This is a genomic window from Streptomyces sp. NRRL F-5650, from assembly GCF_000721365.1.
Lineage (GTDB): Bacteria > Actinomycetota > Actinomycetes > Streptomycetales > Streptomycetaceae > Streptomyces > Streptomyces ardesiacus.
The window spans coordinates 1-12,636 of the sequence record NZ_JOGV01000094.1 but is presented as its reverse complement, the minus strand read 5'-3'; the positions used below and the strand labels follow the sequence as shown (position 1 = coordinate 12,636).

Sequence of the window (12,636 nt, the reverse complement as noted above, 5' to 3'; positions counted from 1 at the left end):
CCGCTCGCCGCCCGACACCGCGACGGCACCACGGGTGACCACGACGAGCCTCGCGTCGACGAGCGCCTCGTCGGCAAGCCACTCCTGAACGCGCGCGAGCACGAACCCGACCAGGGCGTGGGCCGCGGCCGGCACGTCGTCGCCGCCGGGCAGTTCCTGCGCGGTGCAGTCGAGCAGCACCAGCTCGGGGGCGTCGGCGACGACCTCGGCGAGCGCGGCGCCCGGGTGCCAGGGGACGGCGGGGACTGCGGCGGCGGTCGCCGGCCGCCAGACGTCCCAGCGCGGGACGTACAACGACCGGGTGGGGGCGGCCGCGCGCACGTCGGCGGCGGAGAGCGGGCGCAGCACGAGCTCGTCCACGGAGGCGACGGGTGTGCCCGCGGTATCCGTGGCCAGCAGCCGTACGCCGTCGCCACCGGCCGCGGTCAGCCGGACGCGCAGCGAGGTGGCGCCGTCGCTCCAGGTCTGCACGCCGGACCAGGCGAACGGGAGGCGCACCGCGCCCTCGTCCCCGAACACGCCGCCCGGGCCCATGGCGTGCAGGGCGGCGTCGAGGAGAGCGGGGTGGGCGAGGAAGTCACCGGCGGCCGCCTCTTCGGGCAGGGCCACTTCGGCGAACACCTCGTCACCGCGGCGCCAGACGGCCTGCAGGCCCTGGAATGCGGGGCCGTACTCGTAGCCGCGCTCGAACAGCGCGCCGTAGACGTCTCCCAACTCGACGGGGGCGGCGCCTGCAGGCGGCCAGGCGCCCTGGAGGTCACCGAACTCCCCCGGCGCCCGTACCTCTTCGGCCGTCAGGGTGGCAGTGGCGTGCCGGATCCACTCGGCGGGCTCCTCCTGGCCGGCGGTGCCGGTCCTGGAGTGGATCGTGGCGGTCCGCGCGCCGGACTCGTCGGCCTCGGTGATCTGGACCTGGAGGGTTGTGCCGGTGTCGGCGGTGAGGGTGAGGGGGCGTTCCAGGGTGAGCTCCTGAACCCGGCCGCAGCCCCTCTCCCGGCCTGCGGCGAGCGCGAGTTCGAGGAAGGCGGTGCCGGGAAGGAGCACGGCGTCCATGAGGACGTGGTCGGCCAGCCATGGGTGGGTCGGCAGGGAGATCCTGCCTGTGAGGACGGCCGTGCCGGACTCGGCGGGGATCGTGGCGGCGGCGAGCAGCGGGTGGGTGACCGGATCGAGCCCGATGCCCGTGGCGTCCCCGGTGCCGGCGGCGCCCTCCAGCCAGAAGCGGCGCCGCTGGAACGGGTACGTCGGCAGTCCGGCCCCGGCGGTCGGACCGGCCGGGGTGGCGAGGGTGGCCGCGCCGTCCCGGAAGGCGTCCCATGAGATGCCGGCGCCGCGGGTCCACAGGGTGGCGGCGGCACGGGTCAGGGCGGTGCTCTCGTGCTGGTCCCGGCGGAGCGTGCCCGAGACGACCACGTCGTCGTGGCCCGCGGCGGCCGCGAGGTCCTCGACGGCGGGGGCGATCACCGGGTGCGGGCTGATCTCGACGAACGTGTCGATGCCGCGGGCGAGGAGCGCGGTGACCGTCTCGGCGAAACGGACCGGCTCGCGCAGGTTCCGGTACCAGTACCGCGCGTCGGCACGGTCACCGTCGAGGAGCGCCGCGGTCACCGACGAGTACATCGGTACGGAGCCGGCGCGTGGCGTGAGGGGTCCGGTGACCTGGAGGAGCCGGTCGCGGACGCTCTCCACGTGCGGGGTGTGGGACGCGTAGTCGACCGGGACGGTGCGGGCACGGACGCCGGCGGCCTCGGCGGCCTCGGAGACCTCGGCGAGCGCTTCGGGGGCGCCGGCGACGACGGTCGCGCCGGGTCCGTTGACGGCGGCCACCCAGACGTCGTCGCGTCCGCCGAGGAGTTCGGCGGCGCGCTCCGCCGAGGCGGCCAGGGAGACCATGCCGCCGTGTCCGGCAAGGTCCTCGGCGATGGTGCGGCTGCGCAGCGCGACCAGGCGCGCCCCGTCCGTGAGGGAGAGAATGCCGGCGGCGCAGGCGGCAGCGATCTCGCCCTGGGAGTGTCCCACCACGACATCGGGCGTGACGCCCGCGACCTGCCAGACCTTGGCGAGGGAGACCATGACGGCCCACAGCACGGGCTGCACCACGTCGACCCGGTTGAGGGCCTGTTCGTCGCCGAGGACGTCGAGCAGACGCCAGTCGGCGTGCGGCGCCAGAGCGTCGGCGCACTCGCGCATGGCCTCGGCGAAGACCGGCGAGGACGTGAGGAGTCCGGTGGCCATGCCGGTCCACTGGGAGCCCTGGCCGGGAAAGACGAACGCGACCTTGGGGCCGGGGCGTGCGGTGCCGTGTACCAGGCCGGGCGCGTCCGCCGTACCGTCGGCCAGCGAGGCGAGCGCCGCGGGGCGCTCGTCGCCCAGGACGACGGCGCGGTGGGGGAACGAGGCGCGGGTGTGGACGAGGGCGGCGGCGACGGCGTCCGTGTCCGGGGCGCCCGCGTCGGCGAGGAAGCTGAGCAGTCTGCCGCCCTGGTCGTACAGCGCGGCGGCGTTCTTGGCGGACAGCGGCCAGGGAGCCGGGACGCCGGTGAGCACCGCCACCGGCGCCTCGCCCGCGGACGGCTCCTCGGTCTCGGGGGCCTGTTCGAGGACGACGTGGGCGTTGGTTCCGCTGATGCCGAACGAGGAGACCGCCGCACGCCGCGGCCTGCCCGTCTCGGGCCAGGCGACGGCCTCGGTCACCAGCTCGACAGCACCCGCCGTCCAGTCGACGTGCGGGGTGGGCTCGTCCACGTTCAGGGTGGGCGGCACCACACCGTGCTGCAGGGCGAGCACCATCTTGATGACGCCCGCGATACCGGCGGCGGCCTGTGTGTGGCCGATGTTGGACTTGACCGAGCCGAGCAGCAGCGGCCGGCCGTCGGGGCGGTCCTGACCGTACGTCGCGAGGACCGCCTGGGCCTCGATCGGGTCGCCCAGGGTCTGACCGTTGCGGCGCGCGTCCGAGAGCCGCTCGACGAGGAGCACGCCGACGCCCTCGCCCCAGGCGGTGCCGTCGGCCGCGGCCGCGAACGCCTTGACGAGGCCGTCGGGGGCGAGCCCGCGCTGCTTGCTGAACTCGGTGAAGGCGTCCGGCGTCGACATCACCATCACGCCGCCCACCACGGCCAGCGAACTCTCCTTGCTGCGCAGCGACTGCGCCGCGAGGTGCAGCGCGGTCAGCGAGGACGAACAGGCGGTGTCGACGGTGACGGCCGGCCCCTCGAACCCGTACGTGTAGGAGAGGCGGCCGGAGAAGATGCTGGAGGCGTTGCCGGTCAGCAGGTATCCCTCGCTGTCCTGCGTGCTGCCCGCGTTCGAGCCGTAGCCGGACAGGACGCCGCCGACGAAGACACCCGCGCTCTCGCCGCGCAGCGTGCCCGGGTCGATCCCGGCGCGCTCGAACGCCTCCCAGGACGCCTCCATGAGCACACGCTGCTGCGGGTCCATGGCGAGGGCCTCGCGCGGGGATATCTCGAAGAACTCGGCGTCGAAGTCCGCGGCGCCGTCGATGAATCCGCCCTTGCGGATGTACGAGGTCCGCGGGCGCAGCCCCTCCGGGTCGTAGAGGGCCCCCAGGTCCCACCCGCGGTCCGAGGGGAAGTCCGCGATGCCCACGCGCCCTTCGGCGACCAGCTCCCACAGGTCCTCGGGGGTCTGCACCCCGCCGGGGAAGCGGCAGCTCATGCCGATGACGGCGAGCGGCTCACGGGCGGCCTCCTCGACGGCGCGCAGCCGTGTGTAGGAGTCGCGGGCGTCGGCAACCGCCTGCTTCAGGTACTCGCGGAGCTTCTGCTCGTTCGACATCCAGTCCTCTTCCGGTCCAGCGAATGCGGTCAGCAGGTGGATTCACACGGCGGACGGGGTGACCCGTCCGCCGGTCAGCTCGTCCATGGCCTGTTGTCCATGAGCTCGAACAGTTCCGCGTCGGTCACGTCGGTCAGGCTGCCCGGGTGGTCGCCGGCGTCGCTCCTGGTCCACTTCGCGAGCACCGCCCGCAGCCGCACGGTGAGGTTGGCACGCCTCGGGTCGTCCTCGGCGACCTCGTCGAGCAGCGCCTCCAGGGCGGAGAGCCTGCTCGCGGCGAGCGCGGCCGGGTCGATCTCCGGGAGCAGTTGCTGCCTGAGGTGGGCCGCGACGGCCGCGGGTGTGGGGTGGTCGAACAGCAGGGTGACCGGGAGCCGCAGACCGGTGGCGGCGTTGAGCCGGTTCCGCAGTTCGACGGTGGTGAGCGAGTCGAAGCCGAGGTTCTTGAACGGCCGTTCGGCGGCCACGGTGTCGGTGTCGTCATGGCCGAGGACGACCGATGCCTGCCTGCGCACCTCCTCGGTCAGCAGCTCTTCGCACTCCTTCGGGGACAGCCGGGCCAGGCGTTCGGCGAGTCCGCCGCCGCTCCCGTCGCCCGTGGCGGAGGTGGTCGCCGTCCGCTTGGCGGGAGCCTTGACCAGGCCGCGCAGCAGGGGTGCGACGTCGCCGGTGAACCGGGAAGGGTCCAGCTTCACGGGGACGGTGTGGGTGTGGTTGTCGCCGGTGGCGGCGTCGAAGAGGGCGAGACCGTCGGCCGTGGACAGGGCGCGTACACCGGTACGTGCCATCCGGTCGAGGTCGGCCTGGCCGAGTTCGCCGGTGATCCCGCTGGTCTGCGCCCACAGCCCCCAGGACAGGGACTGCGCGGGCAGTCCGAGGCGGCGGCGGTGGTGCGCGAGACCGTCCAGGAAGGCGTTGGCCGCGGCGTAGTTGGCCTGGCCGGGCGCGCCGAACACTCCGGAGGCGGAGGAGAACATCGCGAAGACGGCGAGGTCCTTGCCGCGGGTGAGTTCGTGCAGGTGCCAGGCGGCGTCGGCCTTGGGGCGCAGCACCGTGTCGAGCCGTTCGCGGTTCAGTGCCGTGATCACCCCGTCGTCGATCACGCCCGCGGCGTGCACCACGCCCCGCAGGTCCTCGATGCCGTCCAGCAGGGCGGCGAGGTCGTCGCGTTCGGCGGCGTCGCACGCCACGATGCGGGCGGTGGCGCCGAGTTCGGCGAGTTCCGCGACCAGTTCCGGGGTGCCGGACGCCTCGGGGCCGCGGCGGCTGGTGAGCACCAGGTCCGTGACGCCGTGCCGTTGGGCCAGGTGCCGGGCGACGGAGGCGCCGAGGGATCCGGTGCCGCCGGTGACCAGGACGGTGCCGTCCAGGGTGGCCGTGGGAATGGTGAGGGCGACCTTGCCGATGTGCTTGGCCTGGCTGAGGTGGCGGAAGGCCTCGGGCGCCCGGCGGACGTCCCAGGTGGTCACCGGCAGCGGGGACAGCACCCCTTCCTCGAAGAGCTGGGCGAGGTGGGTGAGCATCTCGCCGATGCGCCGGGCGCCTGCTTCGCCGAGGTCGAAGGAGCGGTAGAACGTGCCGGGCCAGGAGGCGCTGACGGCCTCCGGTGTACGGATGTCGGTCTTGCCCATTTCGATGAACCGGCCTTCGGGGACCAGGAGGTCGAACGAGGCGTCGGTGAACTCCCGTGCCAGGCAGTTGAGGACCACGTCGACGCCCCGGCCGCCGCTTGCGGCGCGGAAGGTCTCGGCGAAGTCCAGGGTGCGCGAGGACGCGAGGCGGTCGGCGGGTACGCCGGAGGCGCGCACGGTCGGCCATTTGGGTTCGCTGGCGGTGGCGTACACCTCGATGCCCCAGTGGCGTGCGAGCTGGACGGCTGCCATGCCCACGCCGCCGGCCGCGGCGTGGACGAGCAGCGACTCGCCCTCCTCGACCCGGGCGAGGTCCTGCAGCGCGTAGTACGCGGTGAGGAACACGGTGGGCACGGCGGCGGCCTGGGCGAAGGACCAGCCGGTGGGGATCGGCGCGACGGTACGGGCGTCGGTGACGGCCAGCGGTCCCGCGTACGAGCCGGACAGCAGGCCCATCACGCGGTCGCCGACGCGCAGGCCGGTGACGCCGGGGCCGACCTCGGTGACGAAGCCCGCGCCCTCGGAGCCGAAGGCCGTATCGGTGAAGGAGTCGGCGACGTCGACCACGCCCAGGGCGAGCAGGACGTCGCGGAAGTTCACGCCGGTCGCCCGGACCTCGACGCGCACCTGGCCGTCGGCCAGTGGCGCCTCGGCCTGCGGGCACGGCACGAGCCGAAGCCCTTCGAGGGTGCCGCTCCCGTCCACGTCGAGGCTCCACGCACCGTCGGCGGGCGGGGCCAGGGTGTCGGCGGGGACCACGCGGACGAGCCGGGGCGCCAGGGCGGCTCCGGCGCGCACCGCGCTCTCAGTCTCCCCCGCGGCCACGGCGGCGGTGACGCCGGCGGACAGGGCGGCGACCGAGCGGGCATCGCTGTCGAGGTCGATCTGGACGATCCTGCCGGGGTTCTCGGAGCAGGCGGAGCGCACCAGGCCGCGGACCGCGGAGTGCACCGGGTCGATGGTGTCGCCGGGCACGGCGGCGGCTCCGCAACGGGTGACGACTGCGAGGGTGGCGGTCTCGGTCTCCTCGGCGGCGAGCCATGCCTGCAGTGCGTCGAGGACGGCTCCGGTCGTTTCGCGGGTGGTGGCCAGGGTGTCGTCGCCTCCCGCGGGCACTGCGAGCAGCACGACGCCGGGCAGTTCCTCGCCGGTGCGTACCGCCTCCTGGAGCGCGGCGAGGTCGGCGAACCGGACGGCTCCCTCGTCGCCTGCGGCGAGGTCGCCCGCGCCCCCGAGCACGGCCGGGCTCTGCCCGGACCGTTCGGGGACCTCGGGCAACGCGACCCAGTCGAGGCGGAACAGGCCGTCCGCGCGCGGCCGTTCACGGACGGCGGCAGCCGTCAGGGGCCGCGAGGTCAGCTCGTCGACGGTGAGCACGGGCAGACCCGAGGAGTCGGTCATCGTCAGGGACAGGGCGTCCGCACCGCTCGGGGTGAGCCGGACGCGGGCCGTGGTGGCTCCGGTGGCGTGCAGGCGTACCCCACCGAAGGAGAACGGCAGCCTCGGCTCGATGCCGCTCTCCTGGTCGAGGGCGGTGGCGATCTGGCTGTGCAGGGCCGCGTCGAAGAGCGCCGGGTGCACGCCGAAGCCGGCTGCGTCCGCGCCGCCCCGCTGGTCCAGTCCGACCTCGGCGAGGAGTTCGTCGCCGCGCCGCCACAGCGCGCGCAGCCCCTGGAAGACGGGGCCGTAGGAGTAGCCCCACTCACTCAGCCGCTCGTACAGGCCCTCGACGGGCACCGGTGTCGCGTCGGGCGGCGGCCAGGCGGACTGCTCGGCCACGGGCGCGGTGGCGGGCTCCGCGGTCAGCAAGCCACTGGCGTGGCCCGTCCACTCCTGCGCGCCACCGTCGGCGCCGGCGCCGCGGGAGAAGATCCGCACCGGGCGGGCCCCTGCCTGGCCGGCCTCGCCGACGGTGACCTGGACGTCCACGCCAGGTCCTTCGGCGGCCAGGGCCAGCGGACTCTCCAGAACGAGTTCGGCGACCTGGTCGCAGCCGACGTACTCGCCGGCACACAGGGCGAGTTCGACCAGAGCGGTACCGGGTACGAGGACACGGCCGAGGACCTGGTGGTCGGCGAGCCAGGGGTGTGTGCGGGTGGAGATCCTGCCGGTGAGTACGTAGCGGTCGCCGTCGGCGGCCTCGACACCCGCGGACAGCAGCGGATGTCCCACGAGGGACAGCCCGGCGCCGGAGACGTCGGCCGCGCCGCCGGTACCCGCCGAGAGCCAGTAGCGGCGGCGCTGGAAGGCGTAGGTGGGCAGGTCCACGACATCGGTGGCCTCGGGGGCGTCGGGGGCGTACACCGCGTCCCAGTCGACGTGGACGCCGCCGGTCCACAGCTCGGCCAGGGAGGTCAGGAGCCGGCGGGTGCCCCCGTCGTTCCTGCGCAGGGTGCCGGTGACGGTGGCGGCGCGGGCGCCCGCCGGCTGGTTCGCGACCGTGTCCTGGACCGCGGTCAGCAGGACCGGGTGGGGGCTGACTTCCACGAACGCGGTGTTGCCCTCGTCCAGCAGCAGTTGGACGGTCTCGTGGAAGCGGACGGGCTCGCGCAGGTTGCGGTACCAGTACTCGGCGTCGAGCGTTTCGCCGGGCACGGGCCCGGCGGTGACGGTCGAGTACAGCGGCGTGTCCCCGGCGCGCGGGGCGACCGGCGCGGCAAGGGCGAGCAGTTGTTCGCGCACCCGCCCGGTGTGCGGGGTGTGGGACGCGTACTCGATGCCGACCTTCCGCGGTCGCAGCCCGGCGGCCTCGGCCTCGGCGTTCACCTCGGCGAGCGCGTCGAGGTCGCCGGCCACGACGGTGGACTCGGGGCCGTTGACCGAGGCGATCCACACTCCGGCCCGGTCCCCGAGGAGCGCGGCGGCCTGCTCGGGCGTCGCGGAGAGCGAGTACATGGCGCCCTTGCCCGACAGGTGCTCGTTGAACACCCGGCTGCGCAGGGCCACGAGGCGGGCGCCGTCTGCCAGCGACAGCGCACCGGCGGCGCAGGCGGCGGCGATCTCGCCCTGCGAGTGGCCGACGACAGCGGCGGGCACCACGCCCAGGGAGCGCCACAGCCGCGCGAGGGAGACCATGACGGACCACAGCACAGGCTGCACGACGTCGTCGCGCTCCAGCTTCTCACCGCTTCGGAGCAGTTCGACCGGGTCCCAGTCGAGGTGCTCAGCCAGCTCGTCGGCGCACTCACGCATGGCCTCGGCGAAGACCGGCGACGCGGCCATGAGGTCGATGGCCATACCCGCCCACTGGGAGCCCTGGCCGGGGAAGACGAACACCACCTTCGCGTCGGACGAGGCGGCCTCCCCCGTCGTGACGTGTGCGGAGGCCTGCTGCCCGGCGACGGCGTCGAGACCGGAGAGCAGCCCGTCGCGCTCCTCGGACAGAACGACGGCACGGTGCCGCAGCGCGGTGCGGTGCAGGGCGAGCGCGCGGCCGGTGCCGAGGACGTCCGGGGCGGTGCCGGCGGCGAACTCGCGCAGCCGGGCAGCCTGTTCGCGCAGTGCACGAGGGGTGTGGCCCGATATGACCCACGGCACGGGGGTGCCGTCCGCGGTGAGCGGCGCGGGGCTCCCGGAGGGTGTTCCGGCGGAATCGGCCTCGGCGGCTTCGTCCTCGAACTGTTCCAGGATCACGTGTGCGTTGGTGCCGCTCACGCCGAACGCGGAGATGCCCGCGCGCCGCGGCTGCCCGGTGTCCGGCCAGTCGGTCGCCTCGGTGACGAGGCGGACGTCGCCCGTCCTCCAGTCGACGTGCGGGGTGGGCTCGTCCACGTTCAGGGTGGGCGGCACGATGCCGTGTTGGAGGGCCAACACGGTCTTGATGACGCCGGCCACGCCCGCGGCGGCCGCCGTGTGGCCGATGTTGGACTTCACGGAGCCGAGCAGCAGCGGGCGGCCGTCGGGACGGTCCTGGCCGTACGTGGCGAGCAGGGCCTGGGCCTCGATGACCGTTGCGGCGCGCGTCCGAGAGCCGCTCGACGAGGAGCACGCCGACGCCCTCGCCCCAGGCGGTGCCGTCGGCCGCGGCCGCGAACGCCTTGACGCGGCCGTCGGGGGCGAGCCCCTGCTGCTTGGTGAACTCGGTGAACATGCTGGGCGTCGACATGATCGTCACGCCGCCCGCGAGGGCCATCGTGCACTCGCCCTTGCGCAGCGCGTGCGCGGCCAGGTGCAGCGCGACCAGGGAGGACGAGCAGGCCGTGTCCACGGTGAGCGCCGGGCCCTCGAAGCCGAAGGTGTAGGCGATACGGCCGGAGGCGACGCTCGCGGCATTGCCGATGCCCATGAAACCGGCCAGCTCGGACTGGTTGCCGCCGAGCATCAAGGTGGCGTAGTCCTGGCCGTTGGTGCCGACGAACACACCGGTCCTGCTGCCGCGCAGCGTCTTGGAGTCGATCCCGGCCCGCTCGATGGCCTCCCAGGAAGTCTCCAGGAGGAAGCGCTGCTGCGGATCCATGGCGAGGGCCTCACGCGGCGAGATCCCGAAGAAGTCCGCGTCGAAGTCGGTGGCGTCGTGCAGGAACGCGGCGGCGCGGGTGGCCGATCGTGCCTCCTGTCCGGGACCGCTCCCGAAGAGTGCGCCCAGGTCCCAGCCTCGGTCCGTGGGGAACTCTCCGACGCCGTCGGCCTTTTGGAGCACCAGCTCCCACAGCTCCTCGGGGGTGCCGACGCCGCCGGGGAACCGGCAGGCCATCCCGACGATGGCGATGGGCTCCCGCTCCGAGTCCTCGACCTCGCGCAGTCGGCCGCGGACCTTGTGCAGGTCGGCGGTGACCCGCTTGAGGTAGTCGAGAGTCTTGTCCTCATCCATGGTGGGTCCCATTCGTGTCTCGTGCCGCCTTACGCCTTGCCGCTCGCCACTCGTGCGCGCGGTTCCGCCGGGGTGCGCCGGCTCGTTCGTGCTCAGGGGCCCCGCCGTCGTGCGCCGGCCCGTTCGTGCTTCCCGGGCTGCTGTGGCTCACAGCCCGAGCTCGTTCTCGATGAAGTCGAAGACCTCGTCGCGCGACGCGGACCGCAGATGTTCGGCGGTCGCCTCGCGGGGCACGTCCGAGGACCAGCGCTCCACCAGGGCCGTCAGCCTGGCCAGAACGTCCGGCGAGGGGGCCGCCTGGGCCGCGACCGCGGCAAGGCTTCCCTCCAGACGGTCGATCTCGGCGAGCACGGACTTCTCCGACGGTTCGCCCGTGCCCAGTTCGGAGCGCAGGTGCTCCGCGAGTTCGGCCGGGGTGGGGTAGTCGAAGATCGAGGTGGCCGGGAGGGCGAGCCCGGTGGCCTCGGTCAGCCGGTTGCGGAACTGGACCGCCGCGAGCGAGTCGAAGCCCACGTCGCGGAACGGCTTGTCCGCCTCGATCGCCGCGATCCCCGTGTGTCCGAGTACGGCCGCCGCATGGGTGCGGACCAGCTCGGTCAGGGCCTGCCGCCTGTCGGCGCCGGAGAGCCCGGACAGACGTCGCAGAAGCTCCTCCGCGCCGTCCCGGGCAGGCTCGGCGGGTGCCTGCGCCCGCACGGCCTCGGGAATGTCGGACAGCAGGGCGCTGGGCCGCGTCGAGGTGTACGACAGGGCGAACTTCTCCCAGTCGACGTCGGCCACCGTCAGGCAGGTCACCCGCTGGTCGATCGCGTGCCGGAGCAGGGTCAGCGCGGTGTCCGGTGCGAGCGCCCGCACGCCGCGTCGGCGCAGGTGCGCCTCGGCGTCGCCCTGGGCCGCCATGCCGCCCTCGCTCCACGGTCCCCACGCCACCGAGGTGGCGACGGCACCCCGCGCCCTGCGCCGTTGGGCCAGCGCGTCGAGGTAGGCGTTGGCGGCTCCGTAGGCCCCTTGTCCGGCACCGCCCCAGACGCCGGCCGTGGAGGCGAACAGCACGAACGCGTCCAGCTCGGTGTCGGCGAAGGCTTCGTCGAGGTGGCGTGCGCCGTCGGCCTTGCCCGCGCTGATGGCGGTCACGTCCTGTGCCCGTGTCTCCTCGATACGGCTGGTCTGCGTGACACCCGCGGTGTGCAGCACCGACGTGACGCGAACACCGTCGGCGGTGAGCTCGGCGAGCAGCGCGTCCAGCTCACCCCGGTCGGCTACGTCGCACGCGGCGATGGTCACCTTGGCCCCCAGGCCCGCCAGTTCGGCTTCCAGCGCCGCGGCCCCGGGAGCCTGGCGGCCCCTGCGGCTGGTCAGCACCAGATGCTCCACGCCCGAGCGCGCCAGCCAGCGGGCCACATGGGCGCCCAGGGCGCCGGTGCCGCCCGTGACCAGGGCCGTGCCGCGCGGGGTCCAGCCCGCGCCGTCCACCGCGACCGCGTGGGGGGCGCGCCGCAGCCGCCGGGCGAAGAGCCCGCCGGCGCGCAGCGCCACCTGGTCCTCGCCGGTGGTCCCGGCCAGGACGGCGCCCAGTCGTGCGGTGTCCCGTGCCCCGAGCTCCTCGGGCAGGTCGATGAGCCCGCCCCAGCGCTCCGGGTGCTCCAGCGCGGCCACCCGGCCGAGGCCCCAGACCTGCGCCTGGCCCGGCCTGGTCTCCTCGGCCGTGACGGCCACCGCGCCCTGGGTGACGCACCACAGGGGTGCCGGCACGTCCGCCTCGCCCAGGGCGCGCACCAGCGCGTGGGTGACGGCCAGCGGCCAGGCGTCGCTCCGGTTCTCCGCCAGCGCGGGGAGGGCGAGCACTCCGCGCACGGGTGTGTCCGCGGTCACGGCACGGAGCCCCTCGGCGAGGGCGTCAGGGTCCGTGGCGCCCTCGATGTCGGCGGAGACGTCCATGGTCACGACGGGGAGGCCCTGCCTCTCCAGCGTCGCGACACACTCGGCGGCGGCCCTGCCCCCCGCGGTGATCACCAGCCAGGTGCCGGTCGGCTGTGCGGCGGGTTCGGCGAGCGGACGCCAGTTCACCTCGTAGCAGAGCGCGCCGAGGTCCGAGCGCTCCTTGGACCTGCGGCGCCGGTCGGCGAGGACCGGCAGGATCTCCCGCAGAGACGACTGCCGCTCCTCGTCGACACCCAGGGCGCGGGCCAGGGCCTGCGTGTCCTCACCCTCCACAGCGGTCCAGAACGCCTGGTCGAACTCGGAGGTGTGCTCCTCACCGCTGGTGACGGGGGCGTCCAGCCAGTAGCGCTGTCGGTTGAAGGCGTACGTGGGCAACGCGACCCGCCGTCCGGGACGCAGCCCCGGCCACGACACCACCGCCCCCCGCGCATACAGACGCGCCAGCCCCCGGACGAA

The 12,636-nt window shown here is 74.2% G+C and carries 1 protein-coding gene and 2 pseudogenes; all 3 read right to left on the bottom strand.

Annotated elements, in window-relative coordinates:
- Window positions 1-3,792, bottom strand: a pseudogene (locus IG88_RS0137265) (type I polyketide synthase); the annotation flags it as partial.
- An 80-nt stretch (window positions 3,793-3,872) separates the two neighbouring features.
- Window positions 3,873-10,239, bottom strand: a pseudogene (locus IG88_RS44805) (SDR family NAD(P)-dependent oxidoreductase).
- A gap of 147 nt (window positions 10,240-10,386) precedes the next feature.
- Window positions 10,387-12,636 (bottom strand): SDR family NAD(P)-dependent oxidoreductase (locus IG88_RS0137255; RefSeq protein ID WP_234332481.1); only part of this gene is annotated, 2,250 nt, incomplete at its 5' end.